The sequence below is a fragment of the Terrabacter sp. Root85 genome (assembly GCF_001429185.1).
Classification (GTDB): Bacteria; Actinomycetota; Actinomycetes; order Actinomycetales; family Dermatophilaceae; genus Terrabacter.
The window spans coordinates 1-20,903 of the sequence record NZ_LMIW01000015.1 but is presented as its reverse complement, the minus strand read 5'-3'; the positions used below and the strand labels follow the sequence as shown (position 1 = coordinate 20,903).

Below are 20,903 nucleotides of genomic sequence, written 5' to 3'. Positions count from 1 at the left end.
CCTCGGTTCGGTCATCGGATGGGGGTCCCGCGGCGGACGCCCGAGGCGCGGACGATGAGCCGCGTCGGCATGACGACGGTCTGGGCCTGCGACTCGTCGCCGAGCAGGCGGGCGAAGAGCTGCTGGGCAGCCTTCTGTCCCATGGCCGCCGGGTCCTGGTGCACGACGGTGACCGGGGGGTCGATGAGGGCGGCGAGCTCGAAGTCGTCGTAGCCGACGAGCGACAGCGGGAGCCGCAGCTCGCGCAGGGCGAGGAGGGCGGCGAGGGTGATGCGGTTGTTGCCGGTGATGACCGCGGTGATCGGCTCCGGGCCCGTCGTCCACTGGCTCAGCGACTCGTGTACGGAGGCCGGACTGTGCGGACCCATCGAGACGCGTGGGGTCGTGGGCAGTCCGAGGCTCTGCTGCGTCGTGACGAAGGCGTCGCGGCGCTGCCGGGCGGTCCAGAACGCCGGGTCGTCGCCGTAGAAGGCGATGTTGCGGTGGCCGTGCGCGACGAGGTGCTCGACGGCGCTGCGGATGCCGCCGTGGTTGTCACTGAGGATCGTGTCGCGCGGGGTGCCCCGGACGGGACGATCCATGTAGACGATCGGCGTGTGGCTCGCCTCGAGCACGGCGTCCGAGGACGCGCTCTCGTCGGCCGGGACGACGACGATGCCGTCGACGCGGCGGTTCACGAGCGCCTCGATGACGGCGCGCTCTCGCGAGGGCGAGCCCTCGGCCGATGCGGTGATGAGCTGGTGCTGGCGGATGCGCGCCTCGCGCTCGACGGCCGCGCCGACCTGCGAGTAGAAGGGGTTGGCGAGGTCCTCGACGACGAGGGCGATGGTGAAGGTGCGGCCCTGGCGCATGAGGCGGGCGCCGTCGTGGCGCCGGAAACCGAGTCGCTCGATGACGGCCCGCACCCGCTCGGCCGTGTCAGGACGCACGCCCGGCTCGTGGTTGACCACGCGCGAGACGGTCTTGACCGAGACGTGCGCCTCGGCGGCGACGTCGGCCATGGTCGGGCGGGTGGCTGTCCGGTGGTCAGACAACGCTGTCATGCCCGCAGTCTGGTCAGCGAGCGCTCGAATGGCAACGCCAGGGTCTCGTTGAGGGCCGGGCCCGTGACGTTCTGTCCGATCCGATGTCCTGACCGGACAAGATCGGTTCGGGCTGTTGACGGCCTTTGTCGGGTACGGCGAGTCTCGGCCGGGTCGGAGGCGGCTCGGGGTCGCCGGCCCCGACCTGACATTCAGCACGGCTCAACGACGAGCACGGAGGAACCCATGCCCATGAGATCCGGGATCCACAGAGGCGTCATCGCCCTGGCAGTCCTGGCCACGTCGACCGCGGGTGCGGTCGCCGGTCCTGCTTCAGCGAACGCCGTCGGCAGCCCTGCCGCGGCGCCGCTCTCAGCACCCACCGCCGTCGCGGGCGCGGGTGACTTCTCGACCTCGTTCGAGACCGGCCAGGCGCAACCGGCGCTCTCGACCGTCGAGTCCGGTCCCGCCGGCCCGCGGCAGCAGAACGTCTCCGGCACGGCGAGCGCCAACGGCAGCCTCCTCGGCTCGGTCGTCGGCGTCACCGCGAGCGCGGAGAACACCCCGGGCGAGGTCGCGGCCAACCTCGCCGACGCCAACCCCGACAGCAAGTGGCTCGCCTTCGCCTCGAGCGGCTGGGTGCGCTACCAGCTCGGCACGCCGGCCAAGGCCGTCCGCTACTCGCTGACGTCGGCCAACGACTCCCCGGAGCGGGACCCCAAGGACTTCACGCTCCAAGGGTCGGCCGACGGCACGACGTGGACCGACCTCGACCGCCGCACGGGCATCGACTTCTCGGGACGCTTCGCCACGCGCACGTTCGACGTCACGACGGCGGGGACGTACGCGTACTACCGGCTCAACGTCACGGCGATCCACTCCGGGGGCACGGTCCAGCTCGCCGACTGGGACCTCTCCGACGGCAGCACGGGCTCGGGCCCGGCGACGCCGATGAAGACGATCGTCGGCTCGGGCCCCATCTCGGGCTTCAACATCAAGCCGCTCGTCGGCTGGACCGGTGTCAAGGCGCTGCGCTACTCCGGTGGCCACACCGCCGACGGCCGCGGCTACGCGTGGAACCGGCTCTTCGACGTCGACCTGCCGGTCACGTCGAGGACCCAGCTGAGCTACAAGATCTTCCCCGACATGATCTCGGGCGACCTCGAGTACCCGTCCACGTATGCCGCCCTTGACGTCCGCTTCACCGACGGCACCTACCTGTCCGACCTCGGCGCCGACGACCAGCACGGTGTCGCGGGCAGCCCGAGCGGCCAGGGCAAGGGCAAGATCCTCTACGCCAACCAGTGGAACGCCGTCTCGCTCGACGTCGGCAAGGTCGCCGCGGGCAAGACGATCGACCGCGTCCTCGTCGGCTACGACAACGTCGGAGGCGCCACGAAGGACACCCGCTTCGGTGGCTGGATCGACGACGTCGCGGTCCAGGCCGACCCGGCGGCCATCGACGGCTCGGACCTGACGAACTACGTCGACGTGCGGCGCGGCACCAACGCGTCGGGCGGGTTCTCGCGCGGCAACAACCTGCCGATCAGCGCGGTGCCCAACGGCTTCACCTTCTTCACCCCGGTGACGAGCGCCAACTCGCAGTCGTGGGAGTACTACTACCAGTCGGCCAACAACGCGGCGAACCTCCCTGTCCTGCAGGGCCTGGCGGTCTCGCACGAGCCGAGCCCGTGGATGGGTGACCGCAACCAGATGTCGGTCATGCCGTCCATCGCGACGGGTACCCCGACGGGCAGCGCCTCCGCCCGTGGCCTCGCCTTCGACCACGCGACCGAGGTGGCCCACCCCGACTACTACAAGGTGGCCCTCGCCGGCGGCCTCACCGCCGAGACGGCCCCGGCCGACCACGGCGGCGTCTACCGGTTCACCTTCCCCGCCTCGGCGAGCAAGGGCAGCCTCGTCGTCGACACCATCGACGACAACGGCACCTTCACCGTCGACGCGGCGACCGGCACCATGACGGGCTGGGTCGACAACGGCAGCGGCCTGTCCGCGGGCCGGAGCCGGATGTTCGTCTACGGCACCTTCGACCGGCCTGCCACGGCGGTGGGCACGGCTCCGGGTGGTCACGCGGGCACCCGCTACGCCTCCTTCGACACGAGCACGAACAAGCAGGTCGTCCTCAAGCTCTCGACGTCGTTCATCTCGCTCGACCAGGCGAAGAAGAACCACTCCCTCGAGCTCGCGGCCCGCGACTTCGACGCGGTGCGTGCCGCGGCCAAGACGGCTTGGAACGCCCGACTCGGCGTCGTCAGCGTCAAGGGCGCCAACGACAGCGAGCGGACGACGCTCTACTCCAACCTCTACCGGCTCAACCTCTACCCCAACAGCCAGTTCGAGAACACCGGCGCGGCTGCGGCCCCGCGCTACCAGTACGCGAGCCCCGTTGCGGCCAAGAGCGGTTCGGCCACGGCGACGACGACGAACGCCGCCGTCAAGGACGGCAAGATCTACGTCAACAACGGCTTCTGGGACACCTACCGCACCGTGTGGCCGGCCTACAGCCTGCTCTACCCGGAGGTGGCGGCCGAGATCGCCGACGGCTTCGTGCAGCAGTACCGCGACGGCGGCTGGGTCGCGCGGTGGAGCTCGCCGGGCTACGCCGACCTCATGACCGGCACGAGCTCGGACGTGGCGTTCGCCGACGCGTACGCCAAGGGCGTCAAGCTGCCCGACCCGCTCGCGGCCTACGACGCCGCCGTCAAGAACGCGACGGTCCTGCCGACGTCGAGCGCGGTCGGTCGAAAGGGTCTCGACACGTCCACCTTCCTCGGCTACACGAGCACCGACACGGGCGAGAGCGTCTCGTGGGGTCTCGAGGGCCTCGTCAACGACTTCGGCATCGGCACCATGGCGGCCAAGCTCGCCAAGGACCCGGCCACGCCGACGTCGCGCCGCGCCCAGCTCGCCGAGGAGTCGACGTACTTCCTCGAGCGGGCGACGCACTACGGCAACCTCTTCAACCCGAAGGTCGGCTTCTTCCAGGGCCGCGGCGCCGACGGCACCTTCCCGTCGAGCTTCGACCCCGAGGACTGGGGCGGCGACTACACCGAGACGAACGCCTGGAACTTCGCCTTCCACGCGCCCTTCGACGGCATCGGCCTCGCGAACCTCTACGGCGGCCGTGACGCGCTCGCCAAGAAGCTCGACACGTTCTTCGCGACGCCGGAGACGGCGACGAAGCCCGGCGGCTACGGCGGCGTCATCCACGAGATGCTCGAGGCTCGCGACGTCCGCATGGGCCAGCTCGGCCAGAGCAACCAGGTGAGCCACCACATCGCCTACATGTACGACTGGACCGGCCAGCAGTGGAAGACGGCCGAGAAGGTCCGCGAGATCATGCGCCGCCTCTACGTCGGCGGCGAGATCGGCCAGGGCTACCCGGGCGACGAGGACAACGGCGAGATGTCGGCTTGGTACGTCCTCTCCTCGCTCGGCATCTACCCGCTGCAGGTCGGCTCGGCCAACTGGGCCATCGGCTCGCCGAAGTTCGACCAGGTGACGGTCAAGCGCACGCAGGGCGACCTCGTCGTCAACGCGCCCGGCAACTCCGAGCACAACATCTACGTGCAGGGCGTCACCGTCGACGGCAAGAAGCACAAGAGCGTCTCGATCAGCCAGGACGAGCTCACCGGCCCGACCACGGTCGACTTCGCGATGGGTGCCAAGCCGTCCGACTTCGGCTCCCGTGCCCAGGACGCCCCGCCGTCGCTGACGCAGGGCACCGAGGCGCCGACGCCGCTCAAGGACGCGACCGGTCCCGGCCGCGGCACCGCGACGGCGACCGACCTCGCGTCGGGTGCCGACGCCAAGGCGCTCTTCGACAACACGTCGCGGACGTCGGTGGCCTTCACCACGGGTACGCCGTCGGTGACCTTCGCCCTCTCCGGCGTCGGCCAGCGCGCCACCTGGTACACCGTCACCTCGGGTCCCAAGGCCGGCGACCCGTCGGCGTGGCGCCTCGAGGGCAGCAAGGACGACGGCGCGACCTGGCAGACGCTCGACACGCGGACGGCGCAGGTCTTCCCGTGGCGGGTGCAGACGCGTCCGTTCGAGATCGCGCACACGGGGACGTTCACGACCTACCGCCTCGTCGTCACGGCGACCGCGGGTGGTGCGGCAGCGAACCTCTCCGAGCTCGAGCTGCTCACCGACGGCTCCAAGGCCCAGAACACCGGGCTCAAGGTCTCGGCGGTCGAGCCGTTCGAGGTCTCGGAGGACACCTCCTGGTCGGGCACCGTCGCCACCTTCTCGGGTGGCGTCGGCCAGGGCACCTACCCGGCCGACTCGGCCACGGCGACCATCGCCTGGGGTGACGGCACGAGCTCGGCGGGCACCATCGAGCCCGGCGACCTCGGCTCGTACACCGTCCGTGGCACCCACACGTGGGCCAAGCCCGGGCCGTACCAGCCGAAGGTCACCGTCGCGACGGCGAACGACAGCGGCTCCGCCCTCGGCGCCGTGACCGTGCACCAGGCGTCCACGCCGGCGTATGCCGCCGGGTTCGACTCCGTGTGCTTCGGCAACGTCGGCGACGTCGTCCACTGCGACGGCAAGGACGCGGGCCTGTCCCGTGCAGCTCTCGCTGCCGCAGGTGGCGTGCCCGGCAAGCTGCTCACGGTGCCGGGGACCGACCTCCGGTTCTCGATGCCGGGCATCCCGGTCGGCGAGAAGGACAACGCGACGGGTGCGGGTCAGACCCTGCCCGTGACGCTGGCCCCCGGGGCGACGAAGCTGTCGCTCATCGGCACGGGCACGCAGCGCAACCAGGACACGACCGCCACGGTGCGCTTCACCGACGGCTCGACGACGAGCTACCCGGTGCAGTACGGCGACTGGTGCGGATCCGCGCAGTTCGGCAACACCGTGGCCATCGAGATGGCCTACCGCCTCAACGGCACGGGCACCGACGGCTGCCGCGCCAAGCTGTTCGCCACCGCGCCGCTCACGGTGCCGGCCGGCAAGACGGTCGAGTCGGTGACCCTGGCGACGCAGACCGGCGACCCGACGACGGCCGGACGGATCCACGTGTTCGCCGTCGCCGACAACGGCTCGGCCCTCACCGTCGCGGCCGCTTCCGACGCCACCGCGGCGACCGGCGCCGACACCGACGTCACGCTGGGCACTGCGTCGGGCGGCGTCCCCGCGGACACCGGCTACACGGCCCGGGTCCAGTGGGGCGACGGCACCGTGACCGAGGACGCGACGGTGACGACGGCGGCCGACGGCACGGCCACCGTCACGGGCGGCCACACGTGGGCCGCCGCCGGCACCTACACGGTGCGGGTCCTCGTCTCGGACTCCCGGTCCGACGTGCTGAGCTCGCTCACCGTCACGGTCGGCTAGCCCGGAGGCACCGCAGCAGAGCGGCGCGGGGAACACGCCTCCCCGCGCCGCTCTGCTGCGTCCTCACCCGAGGTTGTGGTCGAAGTCCATCCGGTGGGTGCCGTCGGAGTCGACCGTGAGGCGCACCGAGCCCTCGATGTCGGCGAGCTCCTCGGTCCCGCTTCCGGGGACGATGAGGCCGTACTCGTTCGCGCGGTCCGCGCCGCTGGTCGAGGCCGCGTGCACGAAGTTGAAGGCGCCGTGGCGCCCGGCGACCGTGCCCTCGAAGGACTCGAGGGCGACGTACGTGCCGACACCGGAGGTCTGGTCGAAGGCCGACGTGAACTGCGTGACGCTGCGCCCCTCGACGTCACCGGCATACGTCTTGCGCATCCGCAGGTGCCCGGTGGGCAGGGCCGTCGTCACGTCCGGGACGTAGTCGGTGACGTCGAAGTCGGACGTCGTGAAGGTCGAGCTGCTCAGCATGCGCGCATCCGGTTGTTGCGCGGCTGGTGCTCCACCTCGGCGAGACCGAGTTCCTCGAGCAGGGGAGGCAGGTACATGCCGACGCGCCCTCGGTAGCCCTTGCGCAGGCCGTACCAGCCACCGACCGGGTTGGTCTCCGACCGCGCCCAGGCCTCCACCGTGCCTTCCTTGGCCGGCTTCTGCTCGTCGGCGGCCCCGAGCGGGACCCAGTCACCCTGCTCCCTCAGCCACGCGTGGAGGTCGTCGACGACCCGAGCGTCGTAGGTCAGTCGCGTCGAGCCCACCTGGCAGACGAGCTGCGGCGGCTCAGTGTCGTCGGCGCGGTGCATCGTGTACTCCGAGGTGCCCGGCGGGGTGCGCAGGACCCATGGGTCGTCGGTGCTTCCGGTCCCGCTCACGGGGATCCTCCTGGCTCGGGGTCGTCGTCCTCACCCTTTGTACTCCCGCGTCGTCAGGATGGCGTCAAGATCGCGTCAGGACGCCCGGTGCCGGGCCTCTCGCCCGGAGCGGCGGGTGTTGCGTGGAGTCATGACCACTGACTGGCTCGCCGAGCACCGCGCGCCGACGCGAGGGGCGGCCCTGCTCCTGCCGATCGTCGTGGGTGCCGCCCTCGGCCTGTTCCGCGACGGGATGAACCAGAGCACCGCCGCCATGGTGCTCGTCCTCACGGTCGTCGCGGCCGCCGCCACGGGCGACCGGGTCGCCGGTGTCGCCGCGGCGCTCGCGGCCGCCGGTGCCTTCGACTTCTTCCTCACGGAGCCGTTCTACTCGCTCTCGATCCACCACCGGGACGACCTCGAGCTCGCCCTGGCGCTCGTCGTCGTGGGCCTAGCCGTCACCGAGATCGCGCTGTGGGGGCGTCGCCAGCAGGCCGCCGCCCAGCGCCGGGACGGCTACATCTCCGGCTTGACCCAGCTGCTCGACCTGCCGCCCGACACGACCGAGCAGGCCCGGTCCGCAGCCATCGCGACCGCGATCACCACGGTGCTCGGTGCCGACCGCTGCACGTGGGACACGGGTCACCCCCGCTGGAACGACGCCGTCATCGGGGCTGACGGCCAGGTGACGACGGGAGGACGACGGCTCCCTGTCGAGCGCACCGGGCTGCCCACCGACGGTTACACGGCGGTCGTCGTCCGTCGCGGCACCGACGTCGTCGGTCACTTCCGGGTGACCGCGTCGACCCACGTCGTGCGGCCCACCCCGGAGCAGCTGAGGGTCGCCGTGCTCCTAGCGGACCGGATGGCGAACGCACGAGCGCCGCGGCCCGCCACCGAGGAGGGGATGGCGGGACGCGGCGCAAGCGTGCGGAGGCGAGGAGCCGGCATCGTCGGCGACCCGTTCGCAACCCCTGAGTAACCTAGGGGCCCGCGCGAGTCCGTTGGGTAAAGAGACGGTCAGGAATTCCTGAGACCGGGCTGGGAAACGACGGAATCAGTCGACCTGTGACCTCAGCCACGCGATATCGGCCGTCTGGCCCTCGAGTCCGCCCGGTGTTTCGCACACGACGGGCGCCCCTGCCGCGCGGATGACGCCAGCGAGAGCCTCGCCGGCGATGTGCCCGGAGCCGAAGTTCGTGTGGCGGTCGGCGCCCGAGTCGAACTCGTCGCGCGAGTCGTTGGCGTGGACGAGGTCGATGCGCCCGGTGATGGCGCGCACCTCGTCGACGACGGTGCCGAGGTCGTTGCCGCCGGCGTGGGCGTGGCAGGTGTCGAGGCAGAAGCCGACCTGGTCGCTGCCGGACGCCGAGCCGATGGCGTCCCAGAGCCGGGCGATGGCCTCGAGCCGGCGGGCCATGGCGTTGTCGCCGCCCGCGGTGTTCTCGATGAGGAGCGGCACCGGCAGGTCGAGGCCGTCGACGCACTTGCGCCAGTTGTCGAAGCCCGTGGCGGCGTCCTCGTCGGCGCCGAGGTGGCCCCCGTGCACGATGACGCCCTTGGCGCCGATCTCGGCCGCGGCGGTCAGGTGCTGCTGGAGCAGCTTGCGGCCTGGGATGCGGATGCGGTTGTTGAGGCTGGCGACGTTGATCGGATAGGGCGCGTGGACGTAGAGGTCGATGCCCGCGGCCTCGGCGTCGGCCTTGAGCGCTGCCGCGCCACCGGCATACCGGATCACGGGGCCCTTGTAGCTCTGCGGGTCTCCGAGGAAGAGCTGCGAGAGTGACGCCCCGCGCGCCTTCGCCTCCGCGATCGGGTCCTCCTGGTCGACGTGCGCACCGATGTGTAGAGCCATGTCGCCAGCGTATGCCGCCCGGCCGACACCGATTTCGCGCGGCCGTGTCGAGACGGCGCGGGCCCGTTCGACGTGAGGGCATGACGACGACTTCGCGGCCCCAGACCCTGTCCACCTCGCGGCCGACCCGCCGGCAGTGGGTCGCCCTCGGGGTCCTGGCCCTGACGGCCCTGCTCCTCTCGCTCGACGTCAGCGTCCTCTACCTCGCGCTGCCCGAGCTGTCCGCCGACCTCGGCGCCACGACGACCCAGCAGCTGTGGATGCTCGACATCTACTCCTTCGTCCTCGCCGGCTTCCTCGTGACGATGGGCGCGGTCGGTGACCGCATCGGGCGCAAGCGCCTCCTGCTCATCGGCGCGGTGGCCTTCGGCGTCGCGAGCGCGGCGGCCGCCTACGCGTCGAGCCCCGGTCAGCTGATCTTCTGGCGCGCGATGCTCGGCATCGCCGGCGCCACGCTCATGCCGTCGACGATGGGCCTGATCCGGACGATCTTCACCGACGAGAAGGCGATGATGACGGCGATCGGCGTCTGGTACTCGTGCTTCATGGGTGGCATGGCCGTGGGTCCGCTCGTCGGCGGTGTCCTGCTCCAGCACTTCTGGTGGGGCTCGGCGTTCCTGCTCGGCGTCCCGTTCATGCTGCTGCTCGTCGTCGTCGGCCGTCGCGTCCTGCCGGAGTCCGACCGGCACGCCGGCGCCCCGGTCGACGTGGTCAGCTCGGTCCTGTCGCTCGCCGCGATCCTGCCGGTCATCTACGGCTTCAAGGAGATCGCCCGCGGCGGCGACACGACGACGGCCCTCCTGACGATGTCGGTCGGGTGCGCCCTCGGCCTCGTGTTCGTCCGTCGTCAGCGGCGCATCGCCAACCCGCTCGTCGACCTGACGCTCTTCCGCAGCCGCGCCTTCTCGACGGCGCTCGCGGTGATGCTCGTCGGTGGCGTGGTCATGGCCGGTGTGTCGTTCCTCAGCTCGCAGTGGCTGCAGCTCGTCGCGGGCCTCGACCCGCTGGGCGCCGGCCTCACGATGCTCCCGGCCAACATCGCCCTGCTCGTCGGTGCGTCCTCGTCGGCGCGGATCGCCCACCGGCTCGGCACGGCGCGCACCATGGCCACCGGCCTGCTCGTCTGCGCCGCGGGTCTCGCGCTCTACACGCAGGTCGGCCCGGCCCAGGGCCTCGGCCTGCTCGTCTTCGGCATGTGCCTGACCTCCTTCGGGATCATGCTCCCGTCGACGTTGACGATGGGCGTCATGATGCAGTCGGCGCCGCCGGAGCGCGCCGGATCGGTCGCCTCGATGTCCGAGACGTCGGGTGAGTTCGGGATCGCCGTGGGCATCGCCGGGCTGGGCTCCCTCGCGACGTTCGTCTACCGCGACCAGCTGGCGCCGTATGCCGCCGCGCACGGCGGGAGCGCCGCCGCCGCGCTCGACTCCCTCGCCGGCGCCGTCCGCACGGCGACGACCCTGTCGGCCGAGGCCGCCCGCGGCCTCGTCACCGCGGCCCAGGAGGCGTTCACGGCCAGCCTCGCCGTCGTGTCCGGCGTGGGCGCCGCCCTCTTCGTGGCCTGCGCGGTCATCGCCCTGCGGGTGCTGCGCCCGCGCTGATCGCCCAGGGTTGCATAACCTCGTCTTATGTAGTGCATAATGCAGGGATGAGTTCCTCGCGCTTCCCCGCCGTCGTCGACGAGATCACGGTCCGGCTCATCGCCGCCGTCGTGCTCGTCATCGGCGTCGTCGCCCTCGCGACCCAGCAGTGGTGGCTCTACGCCGGCCTCGCCGTGGACTTCAGCCTGCGGGCCACGCTCGGACCCCGGGTCAGCCCGATCGCCCGGCTCGTGCAGCGGTGGATCCGACCCGCCGTCTCCGCGCCGAAGCGACCGACGGCTGGTCCGCCCAAGCGGTTCGCGGCGGCCATCGGTGCGGTCATGACGGTCGCCGCGACCGCGCTCTGGGTCATCTCCCTCGTCACCGGCTCCACGGGGGTCATCGTCGCCGTCGTCGTCATCGGCGCCATCATGGTGCTCTTCCCGGCGCTCGAGTCGATCCTCGGCATCTGCGTCGGCTGCATCCTCTTCTCGGGCCTGATGCGCCTCGGCGTCATCCCCGAGGAGGTCTGCCTCGAGTGCGCCGACATCACGAAGCGTCGTGAGCGCCTCGTCGCCGAGCGCGCGGGCCAGCAGGCGGCCTGACCGCCAGCCGGCGGCCTGACCCTCAGCAGGCGGTCTGACCCTCAGTCGGCGGCCTGACCGTCAGCCGGCGGCGGCCCGCAGCTTCTCGAGCAGCGGCCCGGCGGCCTCGTCGAGGAAGCGCGCCTGGGCGTCCCCGCCGATCTGGACCAGGGCGATGTCGGTGAAGCCCGCCTCCCAGTAGGGGCGCACGGCCTCGACGATCGCGTCGAGGTCGGGCCCGCACGGGATCGAGGCCGCGACGTCCTCGGGGCGCACGAACTGTGTGGCACCGGCGAAGCCGGCCGGGGTGGGCAGGTCGGCGTTGACCGACCAGCCGCCGCCGAACCAGCGGAACTGCTCGTGGGCCCGGGCCACCGCCGCGTCGCGGTCGGGGTCCCAGCTGATCGGGATCTGGCCGATGGCGCGGGCGCCGGAGCCGATGCGCTCGGCGCCGTCGGTGCGGTTCCACGTCTCGACGAGCTCCGCCTCAGGCTGCACCGCGATCATGTGGTCGGCGAGCGGGGCGAGCCGCTCGATCGACGCGTCGCCGCTGACGGCCACGGCCACCGGGACGAGGATGTCCGGCAGGTCCCAGATGCGCGCCGAGTCGACGTCGAAGTACTCGCCGTGGTGGGTCACGAGCTCGCCGGAGTGCAGCTGGCGGATGATCTCGATGGCCTCGACGAGCATCTCCTGGCGGGTCACGACGCCGGGCCAGCCCTCGCCGACGACGTGCTCGTTCAGGCTCTCGCCGCTGCCGAGGCCCAGCGTGAAGCGGCCGTCGGAGAGCAGCTGCATCGTCGCCGACTTCTGCGCGACGACGGCCGGGTGGTAGCGCATCGTCGGGCACGTCACGTAGGTCATGAGCTCGAGGCGCTCGGTGGCCTGCGCCACGGCGCCGAGCACCGACCACGCGTACGGCGCGTGCCCCTGCTCCGTGAGCCAGGGGGAGTAGTGGTCGCTCGAGACCGCGAGGTCGAAGCCGACCTCCTCGGCGCGCACCGCCCAGCGGACGAGGTCCTTGGGGCCGCTCTGCTCGGTCATCAGGGTGTATCCGAAGTTCGTCACGCAGGGGACCTACCCATTCTCGAGGCACTGCGTGTACAAGGTCTGTCCACAGTTGTGGACAGCTCTGTGGATCGTGGCCCGTCGCGTCAGGACGGGCGGTGCCTCCCGAGGAAGGTGCGGATGGCCTCGCGCGGCCGGTCGCGCAGCTCGGTGCCGTGCGTGAACGCAGCGACGTCGTAGTCGAGCTCGCCGAGCAGGTGAGCGGTCTGCTGGGTCATGCGGAAGTCGGTGCAGAAGGACTTGACGGGCCAGCGCAGGCCCATGACGTTGAAGATCGCGTCGCCCGTGATGAGCGTGCGCGACTCCTCGTGGAGCAGCGGCACGTGCCCGGGGGAGTGCCCGGGAGTGTGCACGACCCGGAGGCCGCCGGCGATGGGGAGCACCTCACCGTCGGTCATCTCTCGCTCGACGGTGAGCGGCTCGAAGTCGCGGCCGGGCCGGGAGAAGCGGTCGAAGAGGCGACCGAGCAGGAAGGTGCGGTCACGCGGCGGCGAGGACCCCTCGACGGCGTATGCCGCGTCGTCGTGGTGGATCGTGAAGCCGCGTCCCGTCTCGCGGGCCACGTGCGCCGCCCCGCCCGCGTGGTCGGGGTGGGCGTGGGTCAGCAGCAGGCGGGTGACGTCGGCGGGGGCCGCCCCGATGGCGCCCAGGGCCGCGATGACCTTGGGCCCCGAGCTCGACAGGCCCATGTCGACGAGCGTCACCTGGCCGTCGTCGTCGCGCAGGATGAAACCGTTGACGAGGTCGCGCACGAGCGGGATGCGCCAGACGTTCGGCGCGAGGGGAACCACGAGGTCCTTGGCCATGGGCCGACCCTAACGGCGACCGGTGCCGCGCGCCCGGGCTGTCGAACGTCGGGTGAGAGGCAGCCGCTCTGCGGGTAGGAGCCGAGGGTGGCGGTCGACGCCACCCAGAGCAAAGGAGGGCCACATGGCCAAGCGAGTCGCATTCCTCGTCGCGAGCGAGGGCATCGAGCAGGTCGAGCTGACCGAGCCGTGGAAGGCCGTGACCGACGCCGGGCACGAGGCCGTCGTCGTCAGCCCCGAGGCCGGTGAGGTGCAGATGTTCAACCACCTCGACAAGGCGGACACCAAGGCCGTCGACGTCACGGTCGCCGACGCGACGGTCGAGGACTTCGACGCCCTTGTGCTGCCCGGCGGGGTCGCCAACCCCGACAACCTGCGCACGCACGCCGACGCCGTGGCGCTCGTGCGCGACTTCGTCGCGTCCGGCCGTCCCGTCGCCGCGATCTGCCACGCGCCGTGGACCCTCATCGAGGCCGACGTCGTCAAGGGCCGCCGCCTCACGTCCTGGCCGAGCCTGCAGACCGACATCCGCAACGCCGGTGGCGAGTGGACCGACGAGTCCCTCGTCGTCGACGGCAACCTCATCACGAGCCGCAACCCCGACGACCTGCCCGACTTCTGCGGCGCCGTCGTCGAGGTGCTCGAGCACGGCTCGGCTGCCGCCACGGCCGCACCCTCCGCCTGAGGGCCCAGCCTGGGGCTCAGCCGAACCCGTGGCGGGCCAGCGGGTGGAGCAGCTCGCGCTCCTCGTAGGCGAGGTGTGACAGGAGCGTGTCGGTGAGCAGGTCTAGGGCGCGCTGGATCTCGTCCAGCGCGTCCTGGCCGGCCCGGCCGTAGGACTCGCTCCCGACGAGCCCGACGAGGGCGTCGTCGACCTGCTCGAGCACGTCCGAGATGACGTGGTGCTCCTCCTCGAGCCGGTCGATGACCGGGCCGAGATCGGGCTCGGCGCCGCGCAGGTGCACGAAGATGCTCCGGTCCTCGAGGGTGTGGTGTCCGGTGACGAGGCGGCAGTACGTCTCGCAGTAGGCGCCGAGAGTCCAGTTGTTCTGCCGCATCGCCATCGTGTTGATGACCGACCGTGCGGCCCCGGTCGATATCGCGCCGCGGCGCACCTGGCCGACGATGTCGCGCAGCTGGGCCAGCTCGCCCCGCAGGTGGTCGTGCACGTCGACGAGGTGCTGCGGGACGGCCTGCTCGGCGGCGGAGTATGCCGCGTGCTCGGGCTTGGCGGTCACGGGACGGTCGTCCTCCCGCCAGGGGAACGTGGGGCTGAGCCGGACCCCGTCGTCCGGTGTCGCGCGGACCGTGAGTGGGGCGCCGTCGATCGGGGTCGCGGAGGCTGGCGGGGCCGAGGGCTCGGCCGCACCGACCCCACCGACGCCGGCGCCGGCGGCGCGGCGGGCACGTTCGGCGTCGACGAGGTCACGCACGGCTGGGGCGACCTCGACGGCATACCGCCGCACGACGTCGGGGTCGTCTGTGCCGAGGACGAACGTGCTCATGCCGTCAGCAAGGGCGAGAGCCGCCAGCTGCTCGGCCCAGTCGTCGGCCGTGCCCCGGAGGAAACCACCGCCCGTGCCGAACGAGCCGAAGACGTTGTACATCCGGCGGATCGCCTGCGGGCCGCGACCGGCCCGGTCGGCGGCCTCGTCGATGACGGCGTTCATCCCCGGGAGGGCCTCGGGGTCGGCGTAGCCCATGCTCGGCAGCCATCCGTCGGCGAGGCCGGCGGTGACCCGCAGCATGCGCGGCTTGTAGGCACCGAGCCAGATCTCGACCGGGTGCACCGGGAAGGGGCCGGCGTGCATCCCCCTCACCGAGTAGTGCTCGCCAGGCAGGGTGACCGACCGCGCGCCCGGCTGGTCGGGGTCCTGGCCCCAGACGCCGCGGATGATCCGGATCGCCTCGACGAGCGCGTCGACGGCCTCCCCGGGTGTGCGGCGCTCGCCGCCGGCCGCGACGATCGCGTCCCAGAAGGCGCCGGTGCCGAGACCGAGCTCGGCACGGCCGCCGCTGATGACGTCGAGGGTCGCGATGTGCTTGGCGAGCCCGACCGGAGGCCGGAGCGGCAGGTTGGCGACGTTGGCCGCGACGCGGATCGAGCTCGTGCGCGCCGCGACCGCCGTGAGCAGGGTGGAGGTGTCGAGGTGCTTGGCGTTGTAGGGGTGGTCCTGCACCGTGAAGAGGTCGAGGCCCACGACGTCGGCCAGCTGCGCCAGCTCGAGCGTCTCGTGCACCCGGGACGCGTCGGGGCTCGCGAACACCCCGAAGTGGAGGTCGTGCAGGTAGTCCATGGGTCAGGGTGGCATACGCTCCGGGCCATGAACGGGGACGACGCTGCCGTCGAGGCGCTGCGGGCGCTGATCCGCATCCCGACGGTCTCCGACTGGGACCCGGCGCGCGAGGACCGTGCCGTGTTCGAGGCGCTCCTCGCCGAGCTGCGCGAGCGCTTCCCGCGGCTGCACGCCGCGTGCGAGGTCGAGCGCATCTGCGGCGACGCCCTGCTCGTGCGCTGGCCGGGCCGTACGCGGGAGCCTCCGGTCGTGCTCATGGCGCACCTCGACGTCGTCCCCGTCGACGACGCGTCGGTGTGGACGCACCCACCGTTTGCGGCAGAGGTCGCCGACGGGCACGTCTGGGGCCGTGGGGCGCTCGACTGCAAGGGGTCGCTCGTCGCGACCTGTCAGTCGATCGAGGAGCTCATCACCGAAGGGGTGACCCCGGGCCGGGACGTGTGGCTCTCGTTCGGCTGCAACGAGGAGGTGTCGGGGCGCGCCGCCAAGGACGCCGTCGCGATCCTGCGCGGGCGAGGGGTCGAGCCGTGGTTCGTCATCGACGAGGGCGGCGCCATCGTGCAGGGCGCGCTCCCGGGGGTCGACGCGCCCATGGCCGTCATCGGCGTCTCCGAGAAGGGCACGGTCGACGTCGATCTCATCGCGCGGGGCGACGGGGGCCACGCCTCCGCGCCGCGTCGGATGGGCGCGACGAGCCGGCTGGCCCGCGCGATCCTGCGCCTCGAGCGGAAGCCCTTCCCGAGCCACCTGCCCGACGCCACCGTCGACATGCTCGAGCGCGCCGGCGCCCATGCGCGTATGCCGTATGCCGCGGTCTTCGGTCGGGCGCGCCTGCTGCGGCCGGTGCTCTCCCGGGTCCTCCCGCGGCTGGGGCACGAGACCGCGGCGCTGACCCGGACGACCGTCGCCGTGACCCAGCTCTCCGGCTCGCCGGGCGCGAACGTCATAGCCGCGACCGCCCGGGCCCACGTCAACATGCGGGTCATGGTGGGCGAGACCGTCGACGGCGCCATCGAGCGGATCCGCCGCACGGTCAAGGACCCCCACGTCGAGGTGACGCTGGTCAGCGGCGACGAGCCGAGCCCGGTGTCGCCGACGGACGACACGGCATACGCCCTCCTCGAGTCGACGGTGGGGGAGGTGTTCCCCGGGACGGTGGCGGTGCCGTACGTCATGCTCGCGGCCACGGACTCACGCCACTTCCACCGCGTCTGGCCGCGCGTCTACCGCTTCACGCCGTTCCGGATGACCGACGCGCAGCGCTCCTCGATCCACGGCGTCGACGAGCGCATCGGCGTCGCGGACCTCCACGACGGCATCGCGTGGTACCGCCGCCTCATCGAACAGCTCTAGTCGAGTCAGCTTGAGAGAGAACGAGATCCGTATGTCAGACAGCACGGCCGTCTCCGACGCCGCCCGGGCCGTGGCCCGCAGCCCGATCACCAAGGTCGTCGGCTTCCTCATCTGCGTCGAGCTCGCGAGCGGCGTGCTGCAGGGCTACTACACCCCGATCTTCACCGACATCGCGCGGCACCTGTCGATCAAGGACGCCGACGTCAACTGGTTCGAGGCCGCCCAGCTCATCGTGTCGGCGCTCGTCGTGCCGCTCCTCGCGCGGCTCGGCGACCTCATCGGGCACCGCAAGGTGCTCCTGCTCTCGACGGTCGTCACGGCGGTGGCCTCGTGGGGCGTCGCCTTCGCGCCGACCTTCGGTCTCTTCCTCGTGGCGTGGGCGATCCAGGGCTTCTACGTCGTGTGGCTCCCGATGGAGGTCGCGATCATCCACCGCCGGACCGGCGGCTCCGAGCGGCGCGTCCGCGGTGCCGCGGGACTGCTCGTGGCCGGGCTCGAGCTCGGGGTCATCGCCGGCGCCCTGACGAGTGGCGCCCTCGCCGAGTCGCTCGGCATGACCGCCCTGCTCGCGCTGCCGGCCGTCGTCGTGACCCTGGCTCTCGTCGCGATCTGGTTCGGCGTCGAGGAGTCTCCCGTGCTCGCCCACGGCACCGTCGACTGGCGCGGCTTCTGGCTCATCACCCTCGCCCTCGGCCTCGTCATGGGTGGCCTCGTCATGCTGCGCGTCCTCGGGCCGGGGAGCCCGTGGCCGTGGGTGCTCGTCCTGCTCGGCGCTGCCGCCTTCGTGCCGTTCGCACGGGCCGAGCTCGCCCACCCGGAGCCGCTCGTGGACCTGCGCATCCTCGGGGCGCGTGGCCAGTGGCCCGTCCAGGCGACGGCCTTCCTCTTCGGCGTCTCGGTGCTCGGCGCGCAGATCCCGCTGTCGACCTTCGCGCGCACCGACCCGGCCGTCACCGGCTACGGCCTCGGTGCCTCGGCGGGCAAGGTGTCGATCATCATCGGCGGCTACGTCCTGTCGCTCGCCGTCGGGGCCCTGATGCTCCACCTGCTCGCGCACCGGACGGGGACGCGGGTGGCCATGGTCGTGGCGGCGGTCCTCGTCGCGGTCGGCTACCTGCTGTTCCTGCCCTTCCACGACACCCTCGCCCAGACGATGACGAACATGGTCATCGCGGGACTCGGGTCCGGAGCGCTCGTCGCGGGGCTGCCCACGGCCGCGGCCGCGCAGGCGCCACCGACCCACACCGGCCTGACGACGGGGATGACGAACACGACCAAGACGATCGGCGGAGCGTTCGCCTCGAGCGTCTTCGCGATCGCGCTCGCCTCGACGGGCACCGTCGACGCGGAGGCGACCGCCCACGCGTCACTGTCCGGCTACCTCACGGTGTGGGCGATCTGCGGTGTCACGGCCCTCGTCGCAGCGGTGTTCCTGGCCGTCGTGCGACCGGTCAGCGACCGGTCCGCTGTCGCTGCGCCCGGCTGAGCACGTCGCCGGCCACCTGGGTGACGGGCGCGCCACGCTGCTCCGCCTCGGTGATGAGCAGCTCATAGGCCGTCGCCATGTCGATCCCCTCCAGGTGTGCGAGGGCCCCCTTGGCCTGCTCGATGACGACCCGCCCGAGGAGGGCTTCGCGCAGCGACTCGGTGATCCGGTGCTGGTCGACCGACTGGCTCTGCAGGATGACGATCGTCGACATGTCGGTGAACGCCTGGGCCATCACGCGTTGCGCGTCGTCGAGCGCGGCATCGCTGCGGGTGAAGACGTTGAGGGCGCCGAGGGCGCGGCCGTGCCACAGGAGGGGGAAGGCGTGCACCGCGGCGAAGCCGGCCCGCACGATCGCCTCACCCGCGATCGGCCAGCGCAGCTGGATGACGCTCGCTCCGAGGGCGACGACCGGAGCGGCCGACCGATGGCACTCGACGCACGGGCCCTCGTCCTGACCCACCTGCAGGGCCTCGAGCTCGGCCACCCCGTGCGACGTCGACACGAGCAGCTCGAGGGAGTCGTCCGGCGCCTGCACGATGAGACCCATCGCATCGACGCCGAGGGAGGACGAGCCGTCGCGCAGCAGGCGCGTCAGCAGGTCGGTGACGTCGTGGCTGTCGACCATGGCGGCCGTGGCCTCGGCGAGGACCTGGCTGGTCGATTTCGGGTTCATGCGGGGTCCTTGGTCGTCGGGCCCGTGTCGGTGAAGTCGAGAGTACGGTCGAGCACGAGCGCTGCGATCGCCTCTACGGTCGTGTCCTGCGCGTAGGCGTGGGCCCGGATGACCGCCATGGCGTCCACCGGTTTGACCCCCAGCTGCGCGACGACCATCCCGACGGCCTGGTGCACCTGCTGGCGGACGACCCACGGCCCGACGTCGTCGGTGAGCAGTGCGTTGTGGCCGAGCAGGGCGGCACCCACGGCGTCGGCGAGGAACTGGGCCACGACGGGGTCTCCCGCCACGGCCTCGGGCGACTCGTCGTAGACGATGACGACACCGAGGGAGCGGTCGTCGGGTCGCATCGGTGCGGCACAGACCCAGAGCTCGCCCAGCTCCTGACGCGCCGTCGCCGAGAAGTGCTCCCACGGCGTGGGCTGTCGCAGGTCGGCGGTCACGACACGGCGCGAGGTGAAGGCGTCCCACCCGGGGCCCTCGCCCAGGACCTCCTGGAGTCCGTCGAGCCGCGCGGCCGTGGGGTCGGTCGCGCAGAGCGTCAGGCGGTCGGGCTGGTGGTAGCCCAGCGTGATCGCGGCGCCGGCGCCGCCGAAGACGTCGACGAAGGCGTTGCACAGGCGGGCCGGCAGGGGGAGGCGGTCGACGTCGCGCGCGATGCCCCGCGTCAGGGCCGCGAGCATGGCGGCGCGGTGGCGGGGGTCGGGACCGACGTACTCATCCGTCATCGGAGGCCAGCCTTGCCGGGCTGGACTCCGTGGCGTGCCCTGGCGTGTCACGCACGGTGAGACGCTCCTCTGAGGGGGTGGTGGTCAGGCTCCTGCCGCGACCACTCCTGAACTCTACGCGCCCGCTGTCAGCGCATCTCACTCCCCGAAGCAGCGGCGGCGCGGCCCCGGTGGTGGTGTCATGGGAGCCATGGACATGCCGAAGCACAGCGACGAGGCCAAGGCCCTCTTCCGCGGTCTCGTCAGCGAAGGGCCCGGTGTCGAGGTCAAGCCGATGTTCGGCAGCCTCGGGGCCTTCGTCAACGGCAACATGTTCGCCGGGCTCTTCGGCGAGGACGTCGGGGTCAAGCTCGATCCGGCCGGGCTCGAGGAGCTGAGGGCGCTGCCGGGCAGCGGACCGTTCGGTCCGGCCGGGCGTCCCATGGGCGGCTACCTCTCGCTGCCGCCTGGCCTCGACGACGTTGCCCTGACCGCATGGGTCGACCGCGCCCGCGACCACGTCGCGACGCTCCCGCCCAAGGTCAAGAAGCCGAAGAAGTAGCCCGGTGGCCTCCAGCGACTTCAGGCACTCCGGCGATGCCGGCGATGCCGGCGATGCCGAGTCGGCCACTCGCTCGGAGCTGCGCGCGCTCCTCGGTGACGATTCCGGGGTCGAGCTGCGCCCGATGTTCGGCACCCTTGCCGCGCTTGTCGACGGGCACGTCTTCGCCGTCGCGCTGGACGACGTCATCGGGGTGAAGCTCGACCCGGGTGCTCGGGCCGAGCTCGAGACCCTGCCCGGCTCCGAGGTCCTGACGATGGGCAGCCGGCGGATGAAGGCGTACCGCAGCCTCCCCGCAGGCATGCCGTCCGCTGAACGCCACGTCTGGCTCACGCGGGCGCGTGACCATGTCGCGACCCAGCATTCCTGACCCTGCCTTCCTGACCCTGCGTTCCTGACGCGGCGCGGCCCACTCAGAAGGGTGGTGGGTCGTGCGCGCCGAGGTGGCGATGTCCTGAATCGCCCTGCGACGGTGGGTGATCGGTTGACGTGGTGGGGCTGCCCCGTCCTGCCGGTGGGGCTAGGCCGTCGCGCCAGTTCTTGGGGTGGGTGGTGTAGGTGCGGCCGGTGAGGGTGGTCCAGGTGAGGCCGTCGTCGGGGGTCGGGGTGGAGGTCCAGATGTCGTCGGTCTTGAGGTTGTGGTGGAGGCGGTGTTTGGCGTGGAGGTTGCCGACGCTGGTGGGTCCGGTGGGCCAGGG

18 protein-coding genes and 1 pseudogene are annotated in these 20,903 nt (G+C 71.8%); 9 read left to right on the top strand and 10 right to left on the bottom strand.

Annotated elements, in window-relative coordinates; all coding sequences use genetic code 11:
• Positions 1–11 precede the first annotated feature (11 nt).
• Complete coding sequence (locus tag ASE25_RS21365) at positions 12–1,043, bottom strand: LacI family DNA-binding transcriptional regulator (RefSeq protein ID WP_235508792.1); 1,032 nt, start codon at positions 1,041–1,043, stop codon at positions 12–14.
• A 225-nt stretch (positions 1,044–1,268) separates the two neighbouring features.
• Between ASE25_RS21365 and ASE25_RS21360 the strand changes: the two genes are divergently transcribed.
• Positions 1,269–6,389, top strand: coding sequence for a GH92 family glycosyl hydrolase (locus tag ASE25_RS21360; RefSeq protein ID WP_235508791.1), 5,121 nt, complete (start codon positions 1,269–1,271; stop codon positions 6,387–6,389).
• A 63-nt stretch (positions 6,390–6,452) separates the two neighbouring features.
• Here the strand turns inward: ASE25_RS21360 and ASE25_RS21355 are convergent, their stop codons facing one another.
• The gene (locus ASE25_RS21355) at positions 6,453–6,854 is read right to left on the bottom strand and encodes a DUF3224 domain-containing protein (protein ID WP_056778790.1); all 402 of its coding nucleotides are present in this window, start codon (positions 6,852–6,854) and stop codon (positions 6,453–6,455) included.
• A complete protein-coding gene (locus tag ASE25_RS21350; protein ID WP_056778779.1) occupies positions 6,848–7,252 on the bottom strand; it encodes a DUF6855 family protein in 405 nt (134 codons plus the stop codon). Before ASE25_RS21350 ends, ASE25_RS21355 begins: the two co-directional genes overlap by 7 nt.
• Before the next feature lie 130 nt (positions 7,253–7,382).
• Between ASE25_RS21350 and ASE25_RS21345 the strand changes: the two genes are divergently transcribed.
• On the top strand, positions 7,383–8,213 hold the full coding sequence (locus ASE25_RS21345) for a DUF4118 domain-containing protein (protein WP_056778771.1): 831 nt from the start codon (positions 7,383–7,385) through the stop codon (positions 8,211–8,213).
• Positions 8,214–8,288: 75 nt separating this feature from the next.
• On the opposite strand, the gene ASE25_RS21340 is transcribed toward ASE25_RS21345, so the two are convergent.
• On the bottom strand, positions 8,289–9,086 hold the full coding sequence (locus ASE25_RS21340; RefSeq protein WP_056778768.1) for a deoxyribonuclease IV: 798 nt from the start codon (positions 9,084–9,086) through the stop codon (positions 8,289–8,291).
• An 80-nt stretch (positions 9,087–9,166) separates the two neighbouring features.
• Between ASE25_RS21340 and ASE25_RS21335 the strand changes: the two genes are divergently transcribed.
• Both ASE25_RS21335 and ASE25_RS21330 read left to right on the top strand, forming a co-directional pair.
• Positions 9,167–10,687 carry an MFS transporter gene (locus tag ASE25_RS21335; protein ID WP_056827341.1) on the top strand — a complete coding sequence of 507 codons (1,521 nt, stop codon included), beginning with the start codon at positions 9,167–9,169 and terminating at the stop codon, positions 10,685–10,687.
• Positions 10,688–10,734: 47 nt separating this feature from the next.
• Entirely contained in the window at positions 10,735–11,271 is a 537-nt protein-coding gene (locus tag ASE25_RS21330) for a DUF4395 domain-containing protein (protein ID WP_056827338.1), read from the top strand.
• Between the two features lie 60 nt (positions 11,272–11,331).
• Here ASE25_RS21330 and ASE25_RS21325 read toward each other — a convergent pair whose 3' ends face one another.
• Together ASE25_RS21325 and ASE25_RS21320 are read right to left on the bottom strand one after the other, a co-directional pair.
• Entirely contained in the window at positions 11,332–12,318 is a 987-nt protein-coding gene (locus ASE25_RS21325) for an LLM class F420-dependent oxidoreductase (RefSeq protein ID WP_056827336.1), read from the bottom strand.
• A gap of 86 nt (positions 12,319–12,404) precedes the next feature.
• Positions 12,405–13,124, bottom strand: coding sequence for an MBL fold metallo-hydrolase (locus ASE25_RS21320; RefSeq protein WP_056827334.1), 720 nt, complete (start codon positions 13,122–13,124; stop codon positions 12,405–12,407).
• Positions 13,125–13,248: 124 nt separating this feature from the next.
• Between ASE25_RS21320 and ASE25_RS21315 the strand changes: the two genes are divergently transcribed.
• Positions 13,249–13,809, top strand: coding sequence for a type 1 glutamine amidotransferase domain-containing protein (locus ASE25_RS21315; RefSeq protein WP_056778753.1), 561 nt, complete (start codon positions 13,249–13,251; stop codon positions 13,807–13,809).
• 16 nt (positions 13,810–13,825) lie between these two features.
• Here the strand turns inward: ASE25_RS21315 and ASE25_RS21310 are convergent, their stop codons facing one another.
• The gene (locus tag ASE25_RS21310; RefSeq protein WP_056778750.1) at positions 13,826–15,421 is read right to left on the bottom strand and encodes an LLM class flavin-dependent oxidoreductase; all 1,596 of its coding nucleotides are present in this window, start codon (positions 15,419–15,421) and stop codon (positions 13,826–13,828) included.
• A gap of 27 nt (positions 15,422–15,448) precedes the next feature.
• Here ASE25_RS21310 and ASE25_RS21305 point away from each other — a divergent pair, with 27 nt between their 5' ends.
• Positions 15,449–16,774: a M20/M25/M40 family metallo-hydrolase gene (locus ASE25_RS21305; RefSeq protein WP_056827332.1), complete on the top strand. Its 1,326-nt coding sequence runs from the start codon at positions 15,449–15,451 to the stop codon at positions 16,772–16,774.
• A 31-nt stretch (positions 16,775–16,805) separates the two neighbouring features.
• Positions 16,806–18,260: an MFS transporter gene (locus ASE25_RS21300; RefSeq protein WP_056827330.1), complete on the top strand. Its 1,455-nt coding sequence runs from the start codon at positions 16,806–16,808 to the stop codon at positions 18,258–18,260.
• Here ASE25_RS21300 and ASE25_RS21295 read toward each other — a convergent pair.
• Both ASE25_RS21295 and ASE25_RS21290 read right to left on the bottom strand, forming a co-directional pair.
• A complete protein-coding gene (locus tag ASE25_RS21295) occupies positions 18,226–18,936 on the bottom strand; it encodes a GAF and ANTAR domain-containing protein (protein ID WP_056827327.1) in 711 nt (236 codons plus the stop codon). The genes ASE25_RS21300 and ASE25_RS21295 overlap by 35 nt on opposite strands.
• Positions 18,933–19,664, bottom strand: coding sequence for a GAF domain-containing protein (locus ASE25_RS21290; protein ID WP_056827325.1), 732 nt, complete (start codon positions 19,662–19,664; stop codon positions 18,933–18,935). The genes ASE25_RS21295 and ASE25_RS21290 overlap by 4 nt, the downstream gene beginning before the upstream one ends.
• A 190-nt stretch (positions 19,665–19,854) precedes the next feature.
• On the opposite strand from ASE25_RS21290, the gene ASE25_RS21285 reads away from it, so the two are divergent.
• Both ASE25_RS21285 and ASE25_RS21280 read left to right on the top strand, forming a co-directional pair.
• Complete coding sequence (locus ASE25_RS21285) at positions 19,855–20,205, top strand: TfoX/Sxy family protein (RefSeq protein ID WP_056827323.1); 351 nt, start codon at positions 19,855–19,857, stop codon at positions 20,203–20,205.
• A gap of 4 nt (positions 20,206–20,209) precedes the next feature.
• Entirely contained in the window at positions 20,210–20,575 is a 366-nt protein-coding gene (locus ASE25_RS21280; protein WP_056827321.1) for a TfoX/Sxy family protein, read from the top strand.
• 43 nt (positions 20,576–20,618) lie between these two features.
• Here the strand turns inward: ASE25_RS21280 and ASE25_RS23585 are convergent.
• A pseudogene (locus ASE25_RS23585) lies at positions 20,619–20,903 on the bottom strand (HNH endonuclease); the annotation flags it as partial.